This is a genomic window from Actinoplanes sp. NPDC026670 (genome assembly GCF_040638175.1).
Classification (GTDB): Bacteria; Actinomycetota; Actinomycetes; order Mycobacteriales; family Micromonosporaceae; genus Actinoplanes.
On the sequence record NZ_JBEZXU010000026.1, the window covers coordinates 76,053 to 100,927 of the forward strand.

Below are 24,875 nucleotides of genomic sequence, written 5' to 3' on the forward strand. Positions count from 1 at the left end.
GAGGTCCGGTGGGCGAGGCGCGCGGCCGTCCCGGCGGCTGAGGTCCGGTGGGCGAGGCGTGCGGCCGTCCCGGCGGCTGGGGACGTCCGGCCCTGCCTGATGGGGAGTTCACCGCAGGAGACTCGGCGGCATGACGCAGACCATTCTCGGGCTGGTCGGCCTGGCCCTGCTCGCCGCCGCCCCGATCATGATCTTCCAGGGACTCGCCGGGCGCCGCGGTGTCACCCACGAACTCGAACAGCAACGGATCTCGTTCCCGCCGTCGGGCCTGCCGGCGACACTCGGCGCGTATGCCGGCCGGCCGGTCCGCACCGGCGCCGAGGCCCGCGCCTACTCCGACCTGATCGCCGAGCACGTGGCCGCGGCCACCGGCGGGCGCACGTATGCGGAGATAGCCGCCGAGTGCCAGAACTCCAAGAACGATGAAAAGCTGGGCAAGCTCCGCGAGACCGCGTTCATGGGCGAGACGCTGCGGGGCGCGCTGCTCGGCGCCTACCAGGCATGGCAGGTGACCCTGCTGGTCATCGGCCTGGGCCTGCTCTGCGGCGCGATCGGAGTGGGCTTCATCGCGCTGGCCGTGACCTGACGCCTTCTTGTACGATCGTACTTGTACATCCGTACAAGTTAAGATCGAAGGCCCACCGTGCACTACCTGTTCCTGTTCATCGCGATCGCCGCCGAACTCGTCGCCACCGCCCTCATGAAAAGCACCGACGGCTTCACCCGCCTCTGGCCCACCCTCGCCGTCCTCGCCGGATACGTAGCGTCGTTCGTCCTCCTCGCACAGGCCGTCAAGAGCATCGAAGTGGGTGTCGCCTACGCGATCTGGTCGGGAGTCGGCACCGCCGCGATCGTCGCGATCGGCGCGGTCTTCCTCGGCGAACCACTCACGACAGTTAAGGTGGCGGGCATTGCCCTCATCATCGGCGGAGTCGTGATGCTCAATCTCAACACCAGCGGCGCCCATTGACCGCTCGCCGCCCCCAGCGCGCCCGTGACCCGGAGGCCCGCAAGGCAGCCCTGGCCGCAGCCGCCATGGAGGTCGTAGCCGAGAACGGCGTGGGCCGCACCACCCATCGCGCGGTGGCGGCCCGCGCCGGCCTGCCCCTGGGTGCGACGACCTACTACTACCCCACACTCGACGACCTCATCGCGGCTGGCCTGCGGCACGCGCTGGACACGCTGAAGACCGAGCTGCAAGCCTGGGACGAGCGCCTGCGCGAAGCCCCCGACATGCCCGAAGCCCTGACCCAACTGGTGCAGGAGTACCTGGCCGACCGCCGCCAGGTCCGTATCGAGTACGAGCTGTTCGTGACGGCGGCCCGCAGCGAAGCCCTGCGCCCGCTGGCCGAGGCGTGGCTGAACGACATCCCGGAGACCCTGATCGCCACCGTCGGGATCTCCACCGCCCGGGACATCTGCGCCCTGCTGGACGGATTCATCCTTCAGGCCCTGGTGAGCGACACGGAACTGGACGCCGAACGATTGACTGCCGCGATCCGCAAACTGAGTTCATGAGCGGGTCACGGCTCGATCAGGCCGGCACGGATCGCATACCGGGTCAATTCGAGACGGTCGCGGAGGCCCAGTTTCTGTAGCAGGTTGGACCGGTGGCGCTCGACCGTCTTGACGCTGATCACCAGCAGGTCGGCGATCTCTTTGGACGAGTGGCCCTCGGCGACCAGTTTCAGCACCTCCTCCTCCCGGTCGGTGATGGTGCGGCCGGAGGCCGGGTCCTCGCCGTCAGCCACCCGCTCCAGATAGTTACGGATCAGGGCGTTGACAGCCCCCGGATACAGGAACGGCTCGCCCCGGACAGCGGCCCGGCAGGCCTCGACCAGGTCCCGGTCAGCGACCGACTTGAGCACGTAGCCGGACGCTCCGGCCTTGAGCGCCTCGAAGAAGTACTGCTCGTTGTCGTACATGGTCAGGATCAGGATGCGCATGTCGGGCAGGAGCCGGGACAGCTCACGGGCCGCCTGGAGGCCGGTGAGCCGCGGCATGGCAATGTCGAGGATCGCCAGGTCAGGCCGTTCCGCGCGGGCCTGAACAACCGCCTCGGCACCGTCGGAGGCCTCGGCCACCACGGTCAGGTCCGGTTCGCTGTCGAGGATCAGCCGCACCCCGCGCCGCACCAGAGCATGATCATCGGCGAGCAGGATGCGGGCGGGCCCGCGGTCAGTCATAGTGTTCCTCTCCGCCGAGCGGCACTCGCAGCACGACTTCGGTACCCCGGCCCGGGGCTGGGCCGACGGTGAGATCAGCGCCGATCAGCAGCGCGCGCTCGCGCATGCCCCGCAGCCCGGCGCCCTCCGGCGCCCCGGCCACGCCTCGGCCGTCGTCCCGGATACGCAACTCGACCATCCCGAGCGACGATCCCGGTGCCGGTCCCGGTCCAGCCGGGCCGGGCGCCACTGGGGACGGGCGGCCGGTGAAGGACGAGCCCGGCAGGTAGGAGAGGCTCAGCAACACCTGCCGCGCCCCGGAGTGGCGGGCCGTGTTGGTCAGTGACTCCTGCGCGACCCGGTAGAGCACCAGCTCCGTCTCCTTCCCCAGGCCCGGCAGATCGCCGTCGATGGTGCGGCGGACGGTGACCCCCGGTGTCGAGAACTCGCCGGCCAGCGATTTGAGCGCGCTGGCCAGGCCCAGCTCCTCGAGAACACCTGGTCGTAGCCGGCGGGCGATGCGGCGGATCTCGTCGAGCCCGTTACGGACCGTCTCCTGCACCTGCCGGACCTCGCCGGACACCGGCTCGGGCGCGTGGTCGGCGACCCGTTTCAGCTCCAGCAGCACCGCGGTGAGGGTCTGCCCCACCTCGTCGTGCAACTCCTGGGCGAGCCGCTGGCGCTCGGCCTCCTGCGCCGACAGGGCACGGGCCGCACTGGCCGCGCGCTCCGCCTCCAGCCGGTCGAGCATGGTGTTGAAGCTGCGGATCAGGTCGGCGATGCCGCTGCGGCCGGTGACGGCGAGCCGATGGCCGGGGCGCAGCAGGTCGACCGTGCTCATGGTGCGGGCGAGCCGCTCCAGCGGCGCCAGCCCGAACCGCAGCAGGCCCGCGTTGGCGACCAGCATCACCACCAGGACTGCGCTGAGGATCATCGCCTCGGTCAGCAACACCGGCGTGGAGACGGTGAACGGGCCGACCATGAGCAGCGCGAACGCCGCCGCAACAACCGCCGCGTTGAGCAGGAAGATCCGCCAGAACAGGGACAACCGCTGTGTCCTCCTCGCCGGTGTTTCCTCCACCTTCGCACCCATCCGCCGGTCACCCGGCCAAGTCACGTGTCCGATCCACCCGCCCCGCGCCGAGAAGCCGAACGGGATGACCGGCCCAGCGTGCCCAATCCGCGTGCCGACCGTCCATACGGGCGGCCACCCATTCAGTGTTCGGGTAACCGAACGCGAAATGGGTGGCAGCCCGCACCCCGAATGGAGAGCTGGCCGGATGGTCGCCGGCGGCTTCGCTGGCTTGGATGGAGGTCGTGCAGGAACGAGCAGGAGGTGCCGCGATGACGCTGGAACGGATCGGTCTGCCCGGAGTCGGCGTGTCCCATCTGCTGACCACCCGGGACGGGGATCGGCTGGCCATCGTGGTGCGCCCGGACGGGTGCCGTGACCTGGCGATCTACGACCCGGCCGAGCCGGATCGGGTGGCCGGCGCGGTGCTGTTGTGCGCCGCGGAGGCGCATCTGGTGGCCGATGTCCTGCACACCACCGTCGTCCTCGATCATGTCGGCGGGCCGGCGTTGCCCTACGACATGGCCCCCACCGGCGGGGCGCTGGCGGTCCGGATCCGGGTGCCGGCCGGTTCGGCATATACGGACCGGCCACTCGCCACGCCACACGGCGCCGACGTCGTCGCCGTGATCCGCGGGGCCCGGGTGCTCCCCCACCCGGACCCCGCGCTGAAACTGCAGGCCGACGACGTGCTGCTCGCCGTCGGCAGCTCGCCGGCGTTGGCCCGCCTGCACGACCTGCTGGCCGAGCCGTGCTGATCCTGCTGGCCGCGCACCTGGTCGCCGCTCTGCTCGCACCGGCGCTGGTCCGTTTCCTGGGGCCGCGCGCGTTCTACCTGCTGGCGACGGCGCCTCTGGCCGTCTTCGGCTGGGCGGTGGTGAATCGTGCCGGTGAGTGGATCCACCCATGGGTGCCCGGCCTCGGGCTGAGCCTGGCGTTCCGGGTCGACACCCTGTCCTGGCTGCTGGTGCTGCTGGTCGGCGGGGTCGGTGCTCTCGTGCTGGTCTACTGCGCTCGCTATTTCACGGCGGGCACGCCGGGGCTCGGCCGGTTCGCGGCGGTGTTCACCGGATTCGCCGGGGCGATGCTGGGCCTGGTGGTCAGCGACGACCTGCTGCTCATGTATGTGTTCTGGGAGCTGACGACCGTCTTCTCGTATCTGTTGATCGGGCACACCGGGACGGCCCGGCCCAACCGGCGGGCCGCGCTCCAGGCCCTGATCGTCACGACCGCGGGTGGCTTGGCGATGCTGGTCGGCATCGTGATCCTGGGCCAGCACGCCGGTGGCTACCGCTGGTCGCAGATCGCGTCCGCGCTGCCGAGCGGCCCGCTGCTGGTGGTCGCGGTGGTGCTGATCCTGTGCGGCGCGCTGTCCAAGTCGGCGATCTTCCCGGTCAGCTTCTGGCTGCCCGCGGCGATGGCCGCGCCGACACCGGTCAGCGCCTATCTGCACGCGGCGGCGATGGTGAAGGCCGGGGTGTTCCTGGTCGCCGGGTTCGCGCCGATGATCGCCACCGCAGGCGGGCCGGCGGCGTCCGTCTGGCAGTTCATCGCCGTGGGTCTGGGCCTGGTCACGATGCTCGTGGGTGGCTGGGCGGCCCTCTTCCAAGACGATCTCAAACTTCTTCTGGCGTACGGCACGGTCAGCCAGCTGGGTCTGCTGACGGCGGTCCTCGGTTTCGGCACGGCGGGCGCAGCGCTGGCCGGGGTGGTGATGCTGCTGGCGCACGCCCTGTTCAAGTCGTCGCTGTTCCTGGTCGTCGGGGTCATCGACAAGACGACGGGCACCCGTGACCTGCGCCGCCTTCAGGGCCTGGGCCGTCGGGCGCCGGTGCTGGCAGGCGTCGCGGTGACGGCCGTCGCGTCGATGGCGGGCCTGCCTCCGGCGATCGGATTCGTCGGGAAGGAGGCCGTGTTCGCCGCGCTGCTCGACGGCGGGACAGCCGGTCTGCTGACCCTGGGCGGCGTGGTGGCCGGCTCCGTCCTGACAGTGGCCTACACGACCCGGTTCCTGTGGGGCGCCTTCGCCACGAAACACGGACCCGGCACGACCGAGACCACGGAGCGGGCAGGCGACAGGACGAGCCGGCAGGAGGAGCGGGCGGATGGCGGGACAAGCCGGCCTACGGACCGGGCGGATGCCAGGACAATCCGACATGAGGAGCCGGCGGGTGACGCACCGGCGCCGACCGTGTCCGCGCCCGCCGGGTTGTTGCTGCTCGCACCCACCGTGCTCGCCTTCGCCGGGCTGCTGGCGGGGTGTCTGGCCGGTGTGGTCGAGGGGGCGCTCTCGCCGTACCACCGAGGGTTTGAAGAAGCCGGGAGTGTCGCCCACCTCGCGCTGTGGCACGGGCCCGGTGTGCCGCTCGCCCTGTCCGTTCTCGTCGTCGCCGGCGGGCTGGCGCTGTTCCGGCTGATGCCGGCCGGACGGGCCGGGCCACGAGCCGGCGGCGGGGTCTATGAGCGGGTGATGACCGGAATGGATCGGCTCGCCGTCGAGGTCACCGGGGCGACGCAACGTGGTTCGCTGCCGTTCTACCTGGCCGTGATCCTGATCGTGCTGATCGCGACCGCCGGGCCGGCGATGGTGGTCGGCTGGCCCGAGCAGACCGCGTTCCGGGTGTGGGACACGCCGCTGCATCTGGTGCCGGTGGCGGTGTCGGTCGTCGCCGCGGTGTTCGCGGTGCCGGCCCGGCGACGGCTGACCGCGGTGATCCTCGTCGGTGTGACCGGATACGCCAACGCGGGAGTCTTCCTGTTGCACGGCGCGCCCGACCTGGCGCTCACCCAGTTCCTGGTGGAGACGGTCACGCTGGTCATGGTGGTGCTGGTGCTGCGCCGGTTGCCGAGTCACTTCTCGCAGCGGCCGGGGTCGTGGCGGCGCCGGATCCGGGTCGGCATCGGTGTCGCGGTGGGCACGGTGATGGCCGGCGCCGGTTATCTCGCCGTGTCGGCACGGCAGGCGGCGCCGGTGTCGGAGGCCTATCCGGAACTGGTCGTGCCCTACGGCGGCGGCCACAACATCGTCAACGTGATCCTGGTCGACATCCGGGCGTGGGACACGATGGGCGAGGTCGCGGTGCTGGTCGCGGTGGCGACCGGAGTGGCCAGCCTGATCTTCCGGCGCGCGCAGCGGCTGAACCGGCGCGGGCCGGTGGAGACACCGTCCGAGCCACCGCGAGACGAGCCGGTGTGGCTGATGGCCGGGCACACCGTGGAGGCCGGGCGGCGGTCGACGATGCTCGAAGTGGTCACCCGGCTGTTGTTCCACATCATCGTGCTCCTGTCGGTGTATCTGCTGTTCACCGGGCACGACACGCCTGGCGGCGGATTCACCGGAGGACTCGTCGCGGGCCTGGCGCTGATCGTGCGGTATCTGGCCGGCGGGCGTTACGAGCTGGCCGCCGCCGCACCTGTCGACGCCGGGGCGGTCCTCGGCGCCGGGCTGCTGGTCGCGGTCGGCAGCGGCGCCGCGGCGCTGGTCGCCGGTGGCCAGGTGCTACAGAGCGCGGTCCTCGACCTGCACCTGCCACTGCTCGGCGACCTGCACCTGGTCACGTCGACGGTGTTCGACATCGGTGTCTATCTGATCGTCGTCGGGCTGGTGCTGGACGTGCTGCGGAGCCTCGGCGCGGAGGTGGACCGGCACGCGATGGCCACCCGGGAGGACACCGGACCACGGACCGAACACGAGAGACGGCCTCAGGAGGAGCTGGTATGAGACCGAGCATCGTGCTGCTGATCGCGGTGGGTGTGCTGTTCGCCGCCGGGACGATCCTGCTGCTGGAACGCACCCTGACCCGGGTGCTGCTGGGCGTCATGCTGCTCGGCAACGGCGCCAACCTGCTCGTGCTCGCGGCCGCGCAGCCCGGTTCGCCGCCGATCGTCGGGACCGCAGACCCGGCGGAGATGACCGATCCGCTGCCCCAGGCGATGATCCTCACCGCCATCGTGATCACGCTCGGGATGACCGCGTTCCTGCTGGCCCTGGCCTACCGCAGCTGGCGGTTGAGCGGGCACGACGAGGTGCAGGACGACGCCGAGGACCGCCGGGTTCGCGAGCTCGCCGAACGCGACGAGGGATCGGACGCCGAAGACCTCGACGCCGACGAGACCGAGACCGTGGAGGTGCGTGCGTGACCTGGCTCGTGCCCCTTCCCGTGATCATGCCGCTGCTCGGGGCGGCGACGACGCTGCTGATGTTCCGGCGGCCCCGGGTGCAGCGGGCGATCAGCGTAAGCGTGCTGACCGCCACCCTGGTGGTGTCGGCCGTCCTGCTGGTGCTCTCCGCCGACGGGCCTCTGGTCGTGGCGGTCGGCGGCTGGCCCGTGCCGCTGGGCATCGTGCTCGTCGCCGACCAGCTCGCCACCCTGATGCTCGTCGTGTCCGCCGCGGTGACGCTGTGCGTGCTGCTCTACTCCATCGGGCAGGGCGGCGCCGACGGCGACGAGGAACATCCGCTGTCGGTCTACCACCCGACCTATCTGATCCTCACCGCCGGCGTCACCAACGCGTTCCTCTCCGGCGACCTGTTCAACCTGTATGTCGGGTTCGAGATCCTGCTGGCCGCCAGCTATGTGCTGATCACGCTGGGCGGCACGGAGAACCGGATCCGGGCCGGGACGACATACGTCGTGGTGAGCCTGCTGTCGTCGGTCATCTTCCTGGCCGGGATCGGGCTGATCTACGCGGCCACCGGCACGCTCAACATGGCGCAGCTCGTCGGCCGGCTCGACGCCCTGCCCGACGGCGTGCGCATGGTGCTCCAGGGCATGCTGCTGCTCGCCTTCGGCATCAAGGCAGCGATCTTCCCGCTGTCGGCGTGGCTGCCGGACAGCTACCCGACCGCTCCGGCACCGGTCACGGCGGTGTTCGCGGGGCTGCTCACCAAGGTCGGGGTGTACGCGATCATCCGTACCGAGACGTTGCTCTTCCCCGGCGGGCGGGTCGCCGACCTGCTGATGGTGGCGGCGCTGTCCACCATGGTCGTCGGCATCCTCGGCGCGGTCGCCCAGTCCGATCTGAAACGGCTGCTGTCGTTCACGCTGGTCAGCCACATCGGCTATCTGCTGTTCGGGGTGGGTCTGGCGTCGCGGGCCGGGATCGCCGCGGCCGTCTTCTACACCCTCCACCACATCATCGTGCAGACGACGTTGTTCCTGGTGGCGGGGCTGATCGAGCGGCGCGGCGGCAGCACCGCGCTGGACCGGCTGGGCGGGCTGGCACGAACCGCGCCGGTGCTGGCGATCCTGTTCTTCCTGCCCGCGCTCAACCTGGCCGGGATACCACCGTTCTCCGGGTTCCTCGGCAAACTCGGGCTCATCCAGGCCGGTGTGGACGACGGGGCCGTGCTGTCCTGGCTGCTCGTCGGCGGGTCCGCGCTGACCAGCCTGCTCACTCTGTACGCCCTGGCCCGGGTGTGGAACCTGGCGTTCTGGCGTTCCCCGGTCTCCCCGGACGCGACGCCGCTGCGGTCGCCGCGCCTGATGGTCACGCCGACCGCGGCGCTGGTCGCTGCCGGGGTGCTGCTCACCCTGGCTGCCGGGCCGTTGTATGCGCTCACCGACACGGTCGCCGGGGATCTGCTCGAGCGGACCCCGTATGTCGAGGCGGTGCTGCCGTGATGGGCCGCGCCCGGGACCGGGTCCTCGCGGTCGCCGCCCTCACCGTGGTGTGGATGCTGTTGTGGGGCGTGCTGTCCTGGCTCACGCTCCTCGGCGGGCTGCTGGTGTCGGTGCTGGTGCTGGCCGTGTTCCCGCTGCCACCGGTGACCTTCGCCGGCCGGCTTCGGGCGGGCGGGCTGGCCCGGTTCGCGATGCGGTTCCTGATCGATCTGGTGGTGGCCAGTTCCCAGCTCGCGTGGACGGCGCTCGCCGGGCGGCGGGTGCCGCGCAGCGCGGTCCTCGCGGTCCGGCTGGCCGTGCGGTCGGATCTGCATCTGACCCTGTGTGCGGAGGCGGTGTCCCTGGTTCCGGGGAGCCTGATCGTCGACCTGGACCGGGCCGCGGGAATCCTCTACATCCACGTGTTCGACGTGTCCGGGCCGGAGGACATCGCCCGATTCCGGCGGGACGTGCGCGAACTCGAGGAACGCATCGTCCGGGCGGTCGGCTCGGACGCCGAGATCAGGCTGCTCACCGCCGATTCCGAAGCTGTCGGATCGAACGAAGCCGGATCGAACAAAGCCGGATCGAACAGAGCCGGATCGAACGAAGCCGGATCGAACGAAGCCGGATCGAAGGAAGCCGGATCGAACGAGGGAGGAGAGTGATGACAGTCGTCGCCGCCATCGCCGCCGTGTTCCTGGCCGCCGCGGCCGGGATGGCCCTGGTGCGGATCATTCGGGGGCCGTCGACTCTCGACCGGATCGTGGGCACCGACGTGCTGCTCGCCATCACCGTGTGCGCGATCGCCACCGAGGCCGCCTACAGCCGCGACGCCACCGGCCTGCCGATCCTGCTCGGGCTGTCGCTGCTCGGCGCGGCCGGGTCGGTCGCGGTGGCCCGGTTCGCCGATCCGGTCGCACGGGCGGAAGTCGCCCGGTCCCCCGCGGCGCCGGGTGCTCCCGATCGGCCGGGCATCCCGCGTTCGGCCGGGGATCAGGAGCCGGCACCGGAGGTTCGCGGATGACTGTCACGGCTGTGCTCGATGCGGTTGCCGGGGCGTGCCTGCTCGGTGGGGCGTTGCTGAGCCTGGCCGCGGGTGTCGGGCTGCTGCGTTTTCCCGATCTGCTGTCCCGGATGCATGCGGCGACCAAGCCACAGGTCCTCGGGCTGCTGTTGATCCTGGCCGGCACGGCCATCCGGCTGGGCACGGCCGTCGACATCACGACGCTGGTTCTGGTCGGCGTGTTCCAGCTGGTCACCGCACCCGTGGCGGCGCACATGGTGGGCCGGGCGGCCTACCGGGCCCGGCTGTTCCGGCGCGACCTGCTGCTCGCCGACGAACTCACGATGGAGGTGGTGCGGGATGAGGGCCGGAGATAGCCGCTGGTATCGGGGTGTTCGGTTGGGCGTACCCCATGGGTTGTGTCATGCGGGCGCCGCACTCCGCCGGTGGCAGCGGCTTCGCCATGAAGTAGCCCTGGCCGTACCGGTAACCCATGTCCCGCAGGCGCGACAGCTGCGCCTCGCTCTCGATGCCCTCAGCCACCGCCTTGAGCTGCAAATACTCCACGAGTTGAGCGACCGCGGCGGCGACCGCGAGACGTCCCCGGTCAGCCCCGTCGGCGATGCCGTCGACGAACGATTTGTCCAGCTTCAGCACGTCGACCGGGAAAGCGCGGAGGAGACTGAGGGAGGATTGCCCGGTTCCGAAGTCGTCGAGGGCCAGCCGTACCCCCATCTCGTGCAGGGCTTCCAGCGCCTCGGTGACCTGCGGCCCGTCGGCAACCGACGACTCGGTCACCTCGATGATCAGGTTGCGTGGTTGGAGCCCGGTGTCGCTGAGGACGGCGGCGACCTCGTCGACGAAGCCGCTCTCCCGGAGCTGACGGACCGCCACGTTGACGTTGACCGCCTCGACCGCGTCCGGGCCGAGGGTCGCACGCCATTCGGCGAGCTGCCCGCATGCCTCCCGGAGCACCCAGGCGCCGAGGGGAACGATGAGGCCGGAGCGTTCGGCGACCGGGATGAAGTCGGCGGGCGAGACGAATCCGCGGTCCGGATGCTGCCATCGGACCAGCGCCTCGCAGCCGTGCATCCGACCGGTGACCAGGTCGTAAACGGGCTGGTAGAGCAGCCGCAACTGGCCGCCGAGGATGGCGTCGTGGAGTTCACCGGCGAGCCGGGCGTGGGCGGTCATGTCGTGGCGCATGCGCGGTTCGAACCGCACCCAGGAAGCCTTGCCGGACTCCTTGGCCGCGTAGAGCGCGATGTCCGCGTTGCGCAGCACCTCGTCGGCGGTCTCACCGCTCTCGGCGACCGCGATGCCGACGCTGGCATGCAGGAGGAACTGCTGTTCACCCGCGTGCACCGGCCGCCCGATGGTGGCTTGCAGCCGGGTGGCTGCGGCCTCGGCGGCGGCGGGCCGGCCGGTGGGCAGCAGGACGGCGAACTCGTCGCCGCCGAGCCGGGCCAGGCACTCGTCTGGGCCGGCGCTGTCGTGCAGGCGCTCGGCGACCTGGCGCAGCAACTGGTCGGCGGCGGCCGGGCCGAGCGTGTCGTTGACCATCTTGAAGTCGTCGATGTCGATGAAGATGGCGGTGGAGGGCTGGCCGGCTTCCAGGCGTTCGGTGAGTTCGACGAGGAAACCGGTGCGGTTGGCGAGGCCGGTGAGGTTGTCGGTGAGGGCGAGACGTTCGAGTTCGTGCTGTTGACGGCGGATGCCGCGGAGCGCCCGGTTGTTCTCGCGGAGACTGAGCAACTGCCGGAACACGATGATCGAGGCGATCAGGACGGCGCCGACGATCACGGCCTGGCCGCGGAGGTCGAGATCGCGGGCGGACACGATGATGACCAGGACCGCGGTGACCGCGACCGACAGGAATTGCAGTGGGTCGGCGAAGGACCAGCGCAGATGTCGCGGCGGCACGTTGACGACCCGGCTCTGCCGGAACGCGGCCAGGGTCATGCCGAGACCCACGAGCGGGTATCCGAGGTAGGACACCACCACCACGCTGAGGTCGTTGCCGGCCAGGAACGCGAGAACGGTGGCCAGACCGACCACCGGTTCGAAGGCCAGGATGCCGAGCGCGAGCGGGTCGACGCGCCCGGCCGGGCTCATCGCTGCCCGGCTGAAGATCACCAGGCCGAGCAGGCAGCAGATGCCCACCACACCGACGGCGGCCCGGGTGGTGAGCGGGGTGCTGCCGGGGACGGTTCGCAGCACGACATAGCCGAAGAAGACGGTGCCGGCGACGATCACCGCGGCCCCGTCGAGCAGCAGCCGGGCCCAGTCGAGCCGGGTTCGGGAGGTGATCGGCACGTGCCGGAACGCGATCATCGCGAGGACCAGGCTCACCACGTTCGACGCGGCCTCGTAGGGCGGCATGTCGGGGTCGCCGCGGAGCGCCGCGACAGCCGCGCCCAGGGTGCTGACCAGCAGGGCGGCCGCGGATCCGGCCCACAACCGCCAGAACGCGGACACCGGCTGGTCGACCGCCAGGCGGCTGACCCGGTAGCAGGCGATGGTGCCGCACAGCGCGATCACCGTGCCGCCCGCGTTGCCGAGGAGCACATATCGCGGATAGCCCCAGGTCAGCCAGGCGAGCACGGCCGCCAGGGCGGCAAGACCCATGATCAGGGGTACGGCCAGCGCCCGGTCCCGTCGCTGCGGACCCGGGGTGTCGTCGGATCCACGCATTGTCGGCCTCTCGCCCGTCGGCACCTTCCGGGACCCAGATCGGCCGGAACCGGGCCAGACTGAGCGCCTGCCGCCGGACCAGGCCTGATCGCGGAGCGGATGCCGAACGGCGCCCGGGTCGGCGAGCGGCTGTCAACAGGGCGTCCATCGAGTGCCGCAAGCATCGGCGGCGATGGGATACGGACGGTCAGGTGGGGCCCGGCACCGGCGTTGCCGGAAGTGGCACGACCCTGCCGTGAGCCGGGCCGTCGCCCACCTGGTGATCTCGGCCGGTGCGATCGCGTTCGGGCTGGTCGCGGTGGCCGGCTGGTGGCATCCGGTGTACTGCCTGGCCTGCTGGATCATCCTGGCCGCGGCAGTCGAGGTGGGCGCGGCGCAGACGGTCGGCTGGGCGGCGCTGCCGTTCGTGATCGTCGCGGGTGTCGGCACGGCCGCCTACGGCGCGCGGATGGCGACGATCCTGATCGGGACGGCCGGCGTCATCCACGGCGTGGTCGCCGCGGTCGCGGCCCGTTCCCGCCAGCCCAAGGCCGACCCGGAATGCCACCACCGAGCCACCGCCGGCCCGACATACCCCCAAACACCCCAAACCGAACCGGGTTGCCGCCACCAGACCGGCGACCTCGCAACACGTCCCCAAACACCCCGAACCGAACCGGAATGCCACCAACAGACCGGTGACCTCGCAACGCGTTCCCAGCGGGCTCAACCCGGACCGGATCGCTGTCAGCGGGACAGTGCGGCAACCGCGTCATCGGCCAGCGCCCGCACGGACGTCTCGGCCTGTTCGACGTCGGCCGCCTGCACGACAACCCGGCTGAGGACGTCGCCCCTGGCCAGCAGCAGAGTGCACCGCCCGGCACTGTGCTCGGACTCCTCGCAGTAGAGCAGTTGCCGGTCGGCACCCGAGAGAGTGGGAAGACCGACCCGATGCGACCCGGAATACCCGATGCCGCCGTCGTCGTAGTGGGCGCAGCCGAACCGCCCGTCGACCTGCCCGATGGCCTCGCCCGCGGTGATCCGCCCGTACGCCCCGGTGAACTGACGCACCTCACCGCCGGTGTCGACGTCGAAATCCGCCTCCCGCCAGATCCGTTCCTGGCCGAAAGCGGCGACCAGCGCCCCGAACCCGGGCCCGTTGCCGCAGAGATGGGCGGCGACGTCCTCGCTGGTGGCGGCCTCGATCGCAAGCGGTGTCAGCCCGGCGATCGCCTCCCGGTCGAGCATCGCCCGGTCGCCGCGGGCGGGCGCGTCGGACCGCATCGAGTCGGCCGTCTGCCGGAGTGGCGTCTCGGCGGCCGCCGCACAGTCGGAGTGGCTGCGGATCTCCTCCGGCCCGGCCAGGTCGCCCATGCCGTCGAGCGGCCGGGTCAGGAACCGCACCCGCCGCGGATCGGTGCCGGCCGGGTACGCGGGCACCGCGGCCAACTGGAGGGACATCGACTTCTGGTACCCGGCGCCGTACCCATCGGTGTATCCGGCACTCACCCGGAAGTCGGCGGGCAGCGCCGGACGCATCGGATTGCTGCCGGCCGGCACGGCCACGCGCTGGAACGGGCTGTCGTCACCGAGCACGACGAATTCGAGTGGCGAGGCCGCCGGATCCGCCGGGCGGGACGCCGACCACCAGGCGTGGGCGGCGCCGGACCGGGCCTCGGCGAGCGACGGGCCGCCGACCTCCACTCCGGACAGCTTGTCGCCGGGGCAGACCGGCGCGAACAGGTGGTAGTCGTCGCCGATCCGGGCGACACCGACCCGGTACTCCAGCGGTTCGGCGGAATCACCCGGACACCCGGCGAGCAGGAGCCCGGCGAGCACCGTGACGAGTAACGACAACGCCTTACGCACGGCACCCCCGCATCGATCGTACGATCGATCGTGCTCCATGCCCCGGGCCGTGACCAGGATGTTCAGCCTGTCGTGACCAAGGTGTTGCCTACGGGGTTGATCTTCCGAAAGTTGATCAACTAGCTTCTGGCGGTGATCACCAAGCGAATCCTCAGCGCCGCGCTTGCCGGCGTTTTTGCCTTCTCCGTCGCCGCCTGCTCGGAGGAGGCCCCCACCACCTCCGCCCAGCCGACCGCCACCACCGCCGCGGCGCCCGCCGCCACCACCGAGGCGACCACCCCGCCGGCCGCCGCCGCGCTCTCCGACAAGGAGATCTGCGAGGCCGCCAACAAGGCGAGCGACTCGATGAAGAAGGCCATGGAGACCATCTACAAGACCACCGGCGACCTCAAGCCGGCCGACCAGCAGACGATCCTGGCCGACATGGCGAAGCAGCTCGACAAGGCGACCGAGGGCGGCACCAGCGAGGTGGCGAAGGCCGTGAAGGTCATCTCCTCGCAGGCGACCGAGGCCGCCGCGGCCAAGGACCCGACCGCCGCGCTCGACAACGCCGACTCCGCGAAGGCCGGCAAGGACCTCAACGCCGCCTGCAAGAAGGCCGGCGTCACCACCAACTACTGACGCAACGACCGGCCCGGCGCGCGATACGCGCCGGGCCGGTCGCACCCGATCACGGCGTGGAGAACAGCGGGGTGCTGAGGTAACGCTCGCCGGTGTCCGGCAGCACCACCACGATGGTCTTGCCGACGTTCTCGGCCCGCCACGCCAGCTCCCGTGCGGCATGCAGCGCGGCGCCGCTGGACACTCCGGCGAGAATCCCTTCGGTACGGGCCAGCTGCCGCCCCGCCTCCCGCGCCTGCTCCACGGTCACCCGGAAGACCTCGTCGTAGATGGTCGGGTCGAGCACCTCGGGCACGAACCCGGCGCCGATGCCCTGGATGCCGTGCATCCCCGACACCCCGCCGGACAGCACCGGTGACTCGTCCGGCTCGACCGCGTAGACACGCAGGTCGGGCTGCTTCTCCTTGAGGATCTGCCCGACGCCGGTGATCGTGCCGCCGGTGCCGACCCCGCCGACGAACAGGTCCACCTGGCCGTCGGTGTCGTTCCAGATCTCCAGCGCGGTGGTGCGCCGGTGCACATCCGGGTTCGCCGGGTTGTCGAACTGCATGGGCAGCCAGGCGCGCTGCTCCTCGGCGATCTCCAGAGCCTTGGCCACGGCGCCCTTCATGCCCTCGGCCGCGGGGGTCAGGACCAGTTGCGCCCCGTACGCCAGAAGAAGCGCCCGCCGCTCGGCGCTCATGCTGTCCGGCATGGTCAGCGTGAGGCGGTAGCCTCGCGCGGCCGCCACCAGAGCCAGGCCGATGCCGGTGTTGCCGCTGGTCGCCTCGACGATCGCCGAACCGGGGCGCAGTTCCTCGGTGGCCTCAGCCGCCTCGATCATGGCGAGGGCGATCCGGTCCTTGACGCTGCCGCCGGGGTTGGCCGATTCGAGTTTGGCGATCAGTCTGGCCGGCAGACCGGGCTCGAACCGGGTCAGCCGCACCATCGGAGTCCGGCCGATCAGCTCGGTGACGTCGTTGTAGATCATTTCCCCACTCCTGCGTTGGTGCCGGCGGTCGGTGTTGATGGAACAGTCTCGGCGGCCGGGGCGCGCACCCGGGCCCCGGCCGGAATATCGGCGACGACCAGCGCGAGAGCGCCGATCTCGGCGTCGTCGCCGATGCTGACCGGGCCGAGGACGGTGGCGCCCACCCCTAGGGTGACCCGATCTCCCACCTCCGGGTGACGGCGGCTGCCCTTGGCGTCCCGCTGCCAGCCCCGCCCGCCGAGGGTGACCTGGTGGTACATGGTGACGTCGTCGCCGATCCGGGCGGTCTCGCCGATCACCACCCCGGCCCCGTGGTCGATGAACAGCCGGCGGCCGATCACCGCGCCCGGGTGGATCTCGATGCCGGTGAGGAACCGCATCAGCTGGGACACGAATCGGGGCAGGAACGGAAGGTGGGCCCGGTGCAGCAGGTGGGCGGCCCGGTGGCCCCAGAGCGCCCAGAGACCGGGATAGAGCAGCACTTCGGCCACCTTGATCCCGTACAGGGCGGGGTCACGCCGGCAGTAGGCGCGGATGTCTTCCAGCACGGAACTTTCCTCGGGATGAGCGGGGCGGAGAGCTGGCCTCACGGTGGCACACGCCGGGCTCCGCATGATCGGCGGCGGGGCGTCAGTCGCGCTGGCTGGGACAGCGCTCGTCGAACACCCGCCGCACATGCGAGCCCGCCATCGGCACGGCGAACCGGTAACCGGCCATCCGTCGCTGGGCATCCCGCTCGCTCATGACGGCAAGGCTAGCTGATCATCGCGGGTCTGTTCAGGGGCCGAAGGGCCCTGCCGAACGCCCTCTTGGGACCATAACTTCGGGTACATGAAGGTGACCACGACGGCGCGGGCCCGCCGCCGCCAGTACGTCCCGCCGCAGCACGGCGCGTGGGCGATGCTGCTGCTCCCCTACCTGGCCGGGGTGCTGGTGTCCGGGTTCGCCTGGCCGGACCTGCCGCTGCTGGGCGCGTGGATCGCCGGCTACCTGCTGTCGTACTACGTGCTCCAGACGATCAAGACGCGGCGACTGAGCCGGTTCCGCCCGCAGATCACCCTCTACGCGCCGGTCACGGTGGTGCTGGCCGTGCCGGTGGTGGTGGCCCGGCCGGCGCTGCTGTGGTTCGCGCCCGCCTACGCCGTCCTGCTCGCGGTCAACGCCTGGTTCGCGTGGCGGCGGCAGGAACGCGCCCTGGTCAACGATCTCGCGTCGGTGGTGCAGAGCTGCCTCATGGTGCCCGTCGTCGCGGTGGTCGCCGGGTCCACACCTGACTGGCGGCCGTTCGCCGTGGTGCTGCTCTATTTCACCGGCACGGTGCTGTTCGTCAAGACGATGATCCGGGAGCGCGGCTCTGTCCCGTACCGCTGGGCCTCGATCGGGTATCACCTGGTGGCACTCGCCGCGGCGACGGTGATCGACGCCTTCGCCGCGGTGGTCTTCGCCGGTCTGCTGGGGCGGGCCTGGCTGCTGCCCGGGCGGCCGCTGACGCCGAAGCAGGTCGGTTTCGTGGAGATCGGCGCGAGCGTGCTGGTGCTGGTGGCGGCGGTGCTAGCCGATTAGTGCACGGACACCGTTCATATACAGCTGGCGGTCGACGTTGCCGAGCAGGATCCGTTGCAGGATGTAGCCCTGGACCAGGCCGAAGAAGGCCGCGCCGATGCCCTGCGGGTCGGCGTCCGGCGGGATCTGGCCGGTCTCCTGAGCACGCTCGGCGGTGCGCACCGCCCGGTCGCGGACGCGGCCGTAGATCTCGGCGACCAGCGCGCCGACCTCGGGATCGTGCACCGCCTCGCCCCACACCTGCACGGCGATGCGGATCGTGCCGTCCTCGACCGCGGCGGCGTCGATCAACTCGAGCAGCCGGTCGAGGATCTCCGGGATGGTCGGCATCGGGTCGAGCACGAGCAGCCCGTCGAGGACCCCGGTGACCGCGGTGATCTTCTCCCCGGCGATGGCCGTGATCAGCTCGTTCTTGCTCTTGAAATACCTGTAGAACGCGCCGACCGAAAGGCCCGCCTCCTTGATGACGTCCTGCATGGACGTCTGATGGAACCCGTTGCGCACGAAACACCGCGCCGCGGCGTCGAGGATCTGCTGGCGGCGGGCGGCGAGGTGGGCTTCGGAGACGCGAGGCACCTTGAAACCTTAATCATTGGGTACGGCCTACTCGAAGCACCGTGGCCACAGCGCGACGCGGGCGGCCCGTCCGGCCCGCCAAGGCGCCTCACGGGCTGAGGCGGCGCCTCACCGAGGATTGCCCCCAACTAGAACACGTTCTAGTCTCGTTGGCATGGACTCTGCCGTTCTGACCGCCCGTGACCTGGCCCGCCGATCCCAGGCCGCGGCCGGGGTGAAGGACCGCGAGACGTGGCTCGGCCTGTTCGCCGACGACGCCGTGGTGGAGGACCCGATCGGCCCGTCGCCGCTCTGCCCGGACGGGACCGGGCATCGCGGCGCCGAGGCCATCGCGGGTTTCTACGACACCGTGATCGGCCAGGTGGAGCGGATGCGTTTCGAGATCGAGCGCTCCTACCTGTGCGGCGACGAGGTGGCCGACGTCGGGACGATCCACATCACCATGGCCGGCGGCCACACCGTCCAGGTGCACGGCGTCTTCACCTACCGCAGCGACGGCGCCGGCCGGCTCGCCGCCCTGCGCGCCTACTGGGAGTTCGACAGCGTCATGGCGTGATTGCGGTCGATCGCTAGGGTCGCCGTCGTGGATCGACATGCGCCGCCGTCCCGGCTCCCCCATGCCCTCCTGTTCATCGTCATCAGCGTGGTCGGGATCTGTGGGGTGCCGTCCGCGGTGTTCTTCTCGACGATGGCCGTCATGGCGGACTCCCCGATGCCGATCCAGATCTACGTGTTCGGGGTGCCGGCGCTGATCGCGTACCCGATCGCGATCTGGTTGTGCGTCCGCGCCGGCCGGGCCCGCAGCACCGGCCGGGCCTGGCTGGCCGCCGCCCTCGGCGTGGTCCTCGTGATCGCCAGCTCGGCTCTTCCGGTGACGATCGTCGGATCGGCGCTCGTCGAGGGCCTGTCCTGACAGCTCAGAGGGCCACCAGAAGCGCGCTGACGATCAGGCTGCCGAGGATGTTGTAGCCGCCGGAGATCGCCGCGTAGAGCAGCGGGCGCGGGAAGTTCGGGTTGATCGCGATGTTCACCGTGTTCGCGGTCAGGTAGCCGGCGCCGACGAGTCCGCCGAGCAGCAGCCCGTCGCCGTACGTCTCGATCTTCAGGGCGGCCATCAGGATCGCCGTGGTGATCGTGATGACCAGGCAGGTCAGCGGTGGGCCGGCGAAGAACAGCGGGGTCGGGTCCGGCTTGGCCTTCGGGTCGCGGCCGAGGGAACGGTTGTACGCGGCGGGGAACAGCCCGGCGAACCAGGCGCCGCCGAGCAGGGTGAACGCGAGGAATCCGACCAGGATCCCGATCCAGTCAAGGTCGCCCAGGACGTCGAACATGCTGCTGTCTCCACTACTTCTCGAAGGGGTCGAGCAGAAGATTCGCAGCAGTAGGTGCCAGGAAGTGTCACCTACTACGGGCAGACTTCCGGACATGCCGAAGACCTCCGCCCGCCTGCTGGCCCTGCTGTCGTTGTTGCAGGCTCGCCGTGACTGGCCGGGCACCCTGCTGGCCGACCGTCTCGGGATCAGCCTGCGCACCGTTCGCCGCGACGTCGACCGGCTGCGGGAGCTGGGCTATCCGATCGCCGCGATGAAGGGCCCGGACGGCGGCTACCGGCTGGGCGCGGGCGCCGACCTGCCGCCGCTGCTCTTCGACGACGAGCAGGCCGTCGCCCTGGCCATCGCGCTCCAGATCGCGGCGACCACCCCGGGCAGCACGACGGGCGAGGCCGCCGCGCGGGCGTTGCACACGGTGCGGCAGGTGATGCCGTCCCGGTTACGGCATCAGATCGATGCGGTACGGGTGACCGCCGCCGACCGTCCAGCCGAGCAGCCGGCGCCGGACGTGCTGATGGCGATCAGTGCCGCGGTCCACGCCCGGGCCGTGTTCCGCTTCGACTACGGCGACCACGTCCGCCGCACCGAGCCGCATCACCTGGTGACCCGGGCCGGCCGCTGGTACCTGATCGCCTGGGACAGCGACCGTGACGACTGGCGGACGTTCCGCGCCGACCGGATCACCCCGCGTTCCCCGAACGGGCCACGGTTCACCCCGCGCGAGCTGCCCGGCGGCGACGTCGCCGGATACCTGACAGGCGTCTTCCGGGGCGCGGTCGACGCCTCGGGCGACTGGCCCTGCCGGGGCACGGTGATCCTGCACCGGCCGGCCGCGTCGGTGGCGCCCTTCGCCGGTGACGCCGTCGTCGAGGAACTGGACGGCGAACGCTGCCGCCTGACCCTGGGCTCCTGGTCGTGGACCGGCCTGGCCGCCGCTGTGGCCAGGTTCGACGCCGACTTCGAGGTGGTCGCCCCGGCCGAGCTGACCGAGGCGGTGCTCCGGCTCGGTGACCGGCTACGACGAGGCGGCGGCCAGCCCGCGGATGCGCAGCTCGCTGATCCGGTCGGCCGGGACCGGCCGTGAGTAGAGATAGCCCTGCCCGTACTCGTACCCGAGCCCGCGCAGCAGATCACGCTGCTCCGCGGTCTCGATCCCCTCGGCCACCGACCCGAACTCCAGTGCCGCCGCCATCTGACTGACCGCGGTGGCGACCGCCGCCTGCCGGCTGACCGTGGTGATCGACTCGACGAACGACCGGTCCAGTTTCAGCGAGTTCACCGGGCAGGTGAGCAGCAGACCCAGCGACGATGCAGCGGTGCCGAAGTCGTCCAGCGCCAGCTTCACCCCGAGCGCCCGCAGCGCGAGCATCGTGGCGTGTGACTGCTCGTCGTCCAGCACGGCGGTCTCGGTGACCTCGATGACCAGGCTGCCGGCCGGCAGACCGGTCTCGGCCAGGACCGCGGCGACGTCGGCGACCAGGCCGGGGTCGCGCAGCTGCGGCCCGGCCACGTTGACGCCGACCTGGAGCGGGACCTCTCCCGGGAACGTGGCCAGCCACGCGGCGCCCTGCCGGCACGCCTGCCGCAGCACCCACCGGCCGATCGCCACGATCTGCCCGGTGCGTTCGGCGATCGGGATGAACTCGACCGGCGGCACCAGGCCCCGGACCGGATGGTTCCAGCGGATCAGGGACTCGACACCCGTCAGCCGGCCGTCGCACAGCCGCACGATCGGCTGGTAGAGCAGGGTGAACTCGTCGCGTTCGACGGCTTGATCGAGCTCGCGGATCAGGACCGCCTCGGCGCTGATCCGGGCGCCCATCTCGTCGGTGTAGGCGATCCACTGGCCCTTGCCACGGCGTTTCGCCTCGTACATGGCGATGTCGGCGTTGGCCAGCAGGGTCGACGGGTCCTCGCCGGGGCGGGCGGCGGTCAGGCCGATGCTGGCCCGGGTGGTCAGGGTGTGCTGGAGCAGCACGATCGGCTCGGCGAGCAGCCGCAGGATCTCGGCGGCGACCATCCGGGCGCCCTCCGGTCCGGCGCCCGGCAGCAGCAGCGCGAACTCGTCGCCGCCCAGCCGGCACACCATCCCGTCGTCGCCGGCCGCGTCACGCAGCCGGGACGCGACGACCTTCAGCAGCGAGTCACCCGCCGCGTGGCCCATCGTGTCGTTGACCGTCTTGAAGTCGTCCAGGTCGATCAGCAGCAGGGACGAGTCGACGGTGAGCAGTCGGGCGGTCTCGGCGCTGAAGTGGGTGCGGTTCGCCAGGCCGGTCAGCCCGTCGAAGAGGGCCTGGTCACGCAACTCGCCGAGGGCCACGTCGAGACGGCTGATCAGCTTCATGTTGTCGTGGAAGGCGACCAGCTGACGGCCGGCGACCAGGAAGGTGATCACCACGACGCCGATGGTCGCGCCGACCAGCTGCGACGACGCGGCGTTCGGGAGCATCTGGAAGAACACCACGAAGGTGACCGCGATCATCCCGTACGGCAGGAGGCTGTAGGGGCGGCGCTTGGCGGTGTACCGCGGGTCCCCGACGCGCAGCACGATGACCTGGATCCACGGGCCGATCGCGATCAGGAGGCTCGGCAGCAGGCGGATCGCGTACACGTACGCATGATCAAGGCTTTGGAAGTCGCCTGGCAGCAACGTGCTGATGCCCTGGACCATCGCCGCGCAGACCATCGGCCAGGCCGCGATCCGCGCCATCGGCGGATGGCGGATGAGCGCGACCTTGGTCGCGGAGAACGTCGCGACCAGCACCAGCGCCGCCGTGACGCTCGCGTTGACCCGGTCGGTCCCGCCGTCGAGCGGGTTGAACGCGAAACACCAGGCGACCACGCCCCCGCCGACCAGCACGGTGGCCGCGTCGAGCCAGAAGACGAACCGTTCGCGGGCGGTCCGCAGACCCTGCGGGAAGATCAGGCAGGCGACCACGTTGCTGCACATGCCGATGGCGAAGAACACCGTCTGCACGATTCCTCCGGTGAGCGACGGCTCACCGGGCAAGATCAAAACCTGGAGGGCATGGTACGTGTCACCGACCGTGAACGCCGCGCCGGCGAAACCGATCATCGACCAGAAGCGGCGGTAGCGCTCGTGGGCGAGCCGCCGCAGTCGCCATCCGCCGAGCGCGAGAGCCACGTCGAGGGGCACCTGCACCAGCCAGAAGACCTGGACCTGACGCATCGGCTGCCCGCTGAGCAGGAAGAACAGCAGGCAACCGAGAAGAGTGAACCCGATCAGCCCGCGCAGCACCGGATCGTGGCGCAGATGGTCGACCGGCCGCGCAGCCGGTTGCGTGTCGGTCAACGATCATCCTTTCCCTGGCGCTCCACCGCTGTATCGGACGGGCGTGCCGGGATCGGAGAGATCCGCAGGTAAACAGCTGATTACCGGCCCCGGCCCGGTCGCTCGCCGGCCGTTCGCCGGAAGCGGGCCGTCACAGTTTCGACAGGCCCGGGCCGAATCATGAACGCAGGGTGACGTCGGGCGCATCCAACGAATGTCCACATTGGCTGCACCCGACGGACCCTCGCCTCTCAGAGGCGTACCTCAGGGACGCATCTCACGGGCGTCTTTTCACGGCCGCACCTCACCGCGGCATCTCACCGGCGCGTCGCAGGGCCGCATCTCAGAGGCGCATCCTCACGGGCGCATCTCACGGGCGCACCTCACGGGCGCATCTCACGGGCGCACCTCACGGGCGCACCTCATAGGCGCATCTCACGGGCGCATCTCGTAGGCGCCGACCAGGGCGAGGACCTGCTGCCAGACCGCGTCGTCGCGGGCGGCGTCGGCGACCGGGCGGCGGATCGTGGCGAGCGCCCATGCCGCCTGCTCCGGTGTGGTGGCGCTCTTGCCGTGCAGCTCGGTCAGGTAGCCGGAGAAGTCACGCACCAGAATCGCGAAGATCTCGTCGAGCAGCGCCTCGTCGACGCCGCCCTTCTCCAGGATCAGCTGTCCGTAGACGATCAGCGCGAACAGGTGCCCGACCGACAGCAGGAAGTCGAGGTCCTTCTGCTGTTCCTCGGTCGGGGCGTGCTTGCGCAGCAGGTCACAGAACGCGTCGGCCTGCTCCCGGAACCGGGCGACGTTCGGCAGAGCGGCGTGTGTGTCGTACGCGGTCCGCCAATCATGGAACCGGATGGCCCCGAGACCGCGCGCCGGCCCCTGCCGGAACAGGAACTCGTCGTCGGCCGGGTCCTGCCGGGCCGGCACCGGCGCGTACTCCGTCGTGGGGTTGAACAGGTAGTTCGGCATGAACTTGAGGATCAGCGCCAGGTTGACGTGCACCGTGCCCTCGAGCTTGGGCAGGCCACGGATGTCCATCGCCGCCTTGTCGAAGTAGGTGTCCGCCTCGAAGCCCTTGGCCGCGATCACGTCCCACATCAGGTCGACGACCTTCTCGCCCTCGGTGGTGACCTTCATCTTCGTCATCGGGTTGAACAGCAGATAGCGGCGATCGTCGGGCCCGGCACTGCGGAAGTAGTCGACGGCCCGGTCACTGAACAGCTTCATGGCGACGAGCCGCGCGTACGCGTCGGTCAGCTCCCGCCGGACATGCGGGAACGCGGTGACCGGCTTGCCATACAGAATGCGCTGGTGGGCGTGGGTGACGGCCTCGTACATGGCGTGCTCGCAGATGCCGATCGCGGCCGTGCACAGGTTGAACTTGCCCACGTTGACTGTATTGAGTGCAGCATCGAATGCACTCTTGCCGGTGTGCAGTACATCTACTGCATTGACTGGATAGTCAATCAACTCGAACGTGCTGACGTACATCTGTTTGTTCACGACGTTCTTGATCAGGCGGTAGTTCTCGTGCCGGCTGTCGGCGGCGAAGAACACATAGCCGTCCGGGCCCTCGACGTCGCTGCGGCGGCCGAACACCGAGACCAGCCCGGCCACGTTGCCGTTGCCGATGTAGTACTTGGTGCCGCTGGCGGTGAACCCGCCGTCGCCGGTCGGCGTGAGGATCATGTCGGTGGCGTAGATGTCGGCGCCGTGGCTGCGCTCGGACAGCGCGAACGCCATCACGTGACCCTCGTCGAGCAGGTCCGCGGCCCTCCTCTTGACCAGCGAGTTGGCGCTCTGCCACACCGGGCCGAGACCGAGAACGGTCACCTGCCACGTGTACCAGTAGTCAAGCCCGTAGAAGCCGAGGATCTCGCTGAGCGCGGCGTTGCGGGCGGTGTCCCAGCGCTTGTCGCCGCCACCGTCGGCAGCCGGCGTCAGGAACGTGGCGAACAGACCCTCCTTCGCTGAGAACGCCAGGAAGTCGTCGTACCAGGCCCGGTCGATGTAGCTTTTGACCAGCGCGTTCTTGCCCCGCTCCTCGAAGAAGCCGACGAGCGCCCGCAGCAGCCGGCGGCTCTCCGGGTCGAGGTGCGCGGGGTCGTAGGTGTTCGGATTGAAGAGCACG

At 70.4% G+C, this 24,875-nt stretch carries 25 protein-coding genes; 15 read left to right on the forward strand and 10 right to left on the reverse strand.

Going from position 1 to position 24,875, the window contains the following annotated elements; all coding sequences use genetic code 11:
- The first annotated feature begins 130 nt into the window (after positions 1 to 130).
- From AB0E94_RS25065 to AB0E94_RS25075, 3 genes are read left to right on the forward strand one after another with little or no spacing between them, the layout of a single operon-like run.
- Positions 131 to 586 (forward strand): hypothetical protein, encoded by a 456-nt coding sequence (locus AB0E94_RS25065; protein ID WP_360330090.1) that lies wholly within the window; start codon positions 131 to 133, stop codon positions 584 to 586.
- A gap of 57 nt (positions 587 to 643) precedes the next feature.
- The gene (locus AB0E94_RS25070) at positions 644 to 970 is read left to right on the forward strand and encodes a multidrug efflux SMR transporter (protein ID WP_360330094.1); all 327 of its coding nucleotides are present in this window, start codon (positions 644 to 646) and stop codon (positions 968 to 970) included.
- Positions 967 to 1,518, forward strand: a complete 552-nt coding sequence (locus AB0E94_RS25075; protein WP_360330096.1) for a TetR family transcriptional regulator — start codon at positions 967 to 969, stop codon at positions 1,516 to 1,518. Before AB0E94_RS25070 ends, AB0E94_RS25075 begins: the two co-directional genes overlap by 4 nt.
- Before the next feature lie 5 nt (positions 1,519 to 1,523).
- Here the strand turns inward: AB0E94_RS25075 and AB0E94_RS25080 are convergent, their stop codons facing one another.
- Positions 1,524 to 2,186, reverse strand: coding sequence for a response regulator transcription factor (locus AB0E94_RS25080; RefSeq protein WP_360330099.1), 663 nt, complete (start codon positions 2,184 to 2,186; stop codon positions 1,524 to 1,526).
- A complete protein-coding gene (locus AB0E94_RS25085) occupies positions 2,179 to 3,213 on the reverse strand; it encodes a HAMP domain-containing sensor histidine kinase (RefSeq protein ID WP_360330102.1) in 1,035 nt (344 codons plus the stop codon). Before AB0E94_RS25085 ends, AB0E94_RS25080 begins: the two co-directional genes overlap by 8 nt.
- 296 nt (positions 3,214 to 3,509) lie before the next feature.
- Between AB0E94_RS25085 and AB0E94_RS25090 the strand changes: the two genes are divergently transcribed.
- From AB0E94_RS25090 to mnhG, 7 genes are read left to right on the forward strand one after another with little or no spacing between them, the layout of a single operon-like run.
- Entirely contained in the window at positions 3,510 to 3,995 is a 486-nt protein-coding gene (locus AB0E94_RS25090; RefSeq protein WP_360330105.1) for a TrkA C-terminal domain-containing protein, read from the forward strand.
- Positions 3,989 to 6,958 carry a Na+/H+ antiporter subunit A gene (locus AB0E94_RS25095; RefSeq protein WP_360330108.1) on the forward strand — a complete coding sequence of 990 codons (2,970 nt, stop codon included), beginning with the start codon at positions 3,989 to 3,991 and terminating at the stop codon, positions 6,956 to 6,958. Before AB0E94_RS25090 ends, AB0E94_RS25095 begins: the two co-directional genes overlap by 7 nt.
- Positions 6,955 to 7,377, forward strand: a complete 423-nt coding sequence (locus AB0E94_RS25100; protein ID WP_360330111.1) for a Na(+)/H(+) antiporter subunit C — start codon at positions 6,955 to 6,957, stop codon at positions 7,375 to 7,377. Before AB0E94_RS25095 ends, AB0E94_RS25100 begins: the two co-directional genes overlap by 4 nt.
- Positions 7,374 to 8,861 carry a Na+/H+ antiporter subunit D gene (locus AB0E94_RS25105; RefSeq protein ID WP_360330114.1) on the forward strand — a complete coding sequence of 496 codons (1,488 nt, stop codon included), beginning with the start codon at positions 7,374 to 7,376 and terminating at the stop codon, positions 8,859 to 8,861. Before AB0E94_RS25100 ends, AB0E94_RS25105 begins: the two co-directional genes overlap by 4 nt.
- A complete protein-coding gene (locus tag AB0E94_RS25110) occupies positions 8,861 to 9,508 on the forward strand; it encodes a Na+/H+ antiporter subunit E (RefSeq protein WP_360330117.1) in 648 nt (215 codons plus the stop codon). The genes AB0E94_RS25105 and AB0E94_RS25110 overlap by 1 nt, the downstream gene beginning before the upstream one ends.
- Positions 9,508 to 9,867 (forward strand): monovalent cation/H+ antiporter complex subunit F, encoded by a 360-nt coding sequence (locus tag AB0E94_RS25115; RefSeq protein WP_360330119.1) that lies wholly within the window; start codon positions 9,508 to 9,510, stop codon positions 9,865 to 9,867. The genes AB0E94_RS25110 and AB0E94_RS25115 overlap by 1 nt, the downstream gene beginning before the upstream one ends.
- On the forward strand, positions 9,864 to 10,223 hold the full coding sequence (mnhG, locus tag AB0E94_RS25120; protein WP_360330122.1) for a monovalent cation/H(+) antiporter subunit G: 360 nt from the start codon (positions 9,864 to 9,866) through the stop codon (positions 10,221 to 10,223). Before AB0E94_RS25115 ends, mnhG begins: the two co-directional genes overlap by 4 nt.
- Here mnhG and AB0E94_RS25125 read toward each other — a convergent pair.
- Together AB0E94_RS25125 and AB0E94_RS25130 are read right to left on the reverse strand one after the other, a co-directional pair.
- On the reverse strand, positions 10,186 to 12,540 hold the full coding sequence (locus AB0E94_RS25125) for an EAL domain-containing protein (RefSeq protein WP_360330125.1): 2,355 nt from the start codon (positions 12,538 to 12,540) through the stop codon (positions 10,186 to 10,188). The genes mnhG and AB0E94_RS25125 overlap by 38 nt on opposite strands.
- Before the next feature lie 726 nt (positions 12,541 to 13,266).
- Entirely contained in the window at positions 13,267 to 14,388 is a 1,122-nt protein-coding gene (locus tag AB0E94_RS25130; RefSeq protein WP_360330128.1) for a hypothetical protein, read from the reverse strand.
- 132 nt (positions 14,389 to 14,520) lie between these two features.
- On the opposite strand from AB0E94_RS25130, the gene AB0E94_RS25135 reads away from it, so the two are divergent.
- Entirely contained in the window at positions 14,521 to 15,009 is a 489-nt protein-coding gene (locus AB0E94_RS25135; protein ID WP_360330131.1) for a hypothetical protein, read from the forward strand.
- Positions 15,010 to 15,058: 49 nt separating this feature from the next.
- Here AB0E94_RS25135 and cysK read toward each other — a convergent pair whose 3' ends face one another.
- Entirely contained in the window at positions 15,059 to 15,979 is a 921-nt protein-coding gene (gene cysK, locus AB0E94_RS25140) for a cysteine synthase A (RefSeq protein WP_360330133.1), read from the reverse strand.
- Complete coding sequence (epsC, locus tag AB0E94_RS25145) at positions 15,976 to 16,527, reverse strand: serine O-acetyltransferase EpsC (protein WP_360330136.1); 552 nt, start codon at positions 16,525 to 16,527, stop codon at positions 15,976 to 15,978. Before epsC ends, cysK begins: the two co-directional genes overlap by 4 nt.
- Positions 16,528 to 16,810: 283 nt before the next feature.
- Here epsC and AB0E94_RS25150 point away from each other — a divergent pair, with 283 nt between their 5' ends.
- Positions 16,811 to 17,542, forward strand: coding sequence for a YwiC-like family protein (locus AB0E94_RS25150; protein WP_360330139.1), 732 nt, complete (start codon positions 16,811 to 16,813; stop codon positions 17,540 to 17,542).
- On the opposite strand, the gene AB0E94_RS25155 is transcribed toward AB0E94_RS25150, so the two are convergent.
- Positions 17,531 to 18,118 (reverse strand): TetR/AcrR family transcriptional regulator, encoded by a 588-nt coding sequence (locus AB0E94_RS25155; RefSeq protein WP_360330142.1) that lies wholly within the window; start codon positions 18,116 to 18,118, stop codon positions 17,531 to 17,533. The genes AB0E94_RS25150 and AB0E94_RS25155 overlap by 12 nt on opposite strands.
- Positions 18,119 to 18,272: 154 nt before the next feature.
- Here AB0E94_RS25155 and AB0E94_RS25160 point away from each other — a divergent pair, with 154 nt between their 5' ends.
- Together AB0E94_RS25160 and AB0E94_RS25165 are read left to right on the forward strand one after the other, a co-directional pair.
- Positions 18,273 to 18,674 carry a nuclear transport factor 2 family protein gene (locus AB0E94_RS25160; protein ID WP_360330144.1) on the forward strand — a complete coding sequence of 134 codons (402 nt, stop codon included), beginning with the start codon at positions 18,273 to 18,275 and terminating at the stop codon, positions 18,672 to 18,674.
- 27 nt (positions 18,675 to 18,701) lie between these two features.
- Positions 18,702 to 19,031 carry a hypothetical protein gene (locus AB0E94_RS25165; protein ID WP_360330147.1) on the forward strand — a complete coding sequence of 110 codons (330 nt, stop codon included), beginning with the start codon at positions 18,702 to 18,704 and terminating at the stop codon, positions 19,029 to 19,031.
- A gap of 4 nt (positions 19,032 to 19,035) precedes the next feature.
- Here the strand turns inward: AB0E94_RS25165 and AB0E94_RS25170 are convergent, their stop codons facing one another.
- Positions 19,036 to 19,449: a DUF1761 domain-containing protein gene (locus tag AB0E94_RS25170; RefSeq protein WP_360330150.1), complete on the reverse strand. Its 414-nt coding sequence runs from the start codon at positions 19,447 to 19,449 to the stop codon at positions 19,036 to 19,038.
- A 94-nt stretch (positions 19,450 to 19,543) separates the two neighbouring features.
- Between AB0E94_RS25170 and AB0E94_RS25175 the strand changes: the two genes are divergently transcribed.
- Positions 19,544 to 20,533: a WYL domain-containing protein gene (locus AB0E94_RS25175; protein WP_360330153.1), complete on the forward strand. Its 990-nt coding sequence runs from the start codon at positions 19,544 to 19,546 to the stop codon at positions 20,531 to 20,533.
- On the opposite strand, the gene AB0E94_RS25180 is transcribed toward AB0E94_RS25175, so the two are convergent.
- Both AB0E94_RS25180 and AB0E94_RS25185 read right to left on the reverse strand, forming a co-directional pair.
- Positions 20,465 to 22,762: a bifunctional diguanylate cyclase/phosphodiesterase gene (locus tag AB0E94_RS25180; protein ID WP_360330156.1), complete on the reverse strand. Its 2,298-nt coding sequence runs from the start codon at positions 22,760 to 22,762 to the stop codon at positions 20,465 to 20,467. The two genes, AB0E94_RS25175 and AB0E94_RS25180, sit on opposite strands and share 69 nt — an antisense overlap.
- A 414-nt stretch (positions 22,763 to 23,176) precedes the next feature.
- Positions 23,177 to 24,874 (reverse strand): acyl-CoA dehydrogenase family protein, encoded by a 1,698-nt coding sequence (locus AB0E94_RS25185; protein ID WP_360330159.1) that lies wholly within the window; start codon positions 24,872 to 24,874, stop codon positions 23,177 to 23,179.
- Position 24,875: the final 1 nt, after the last annotated feature.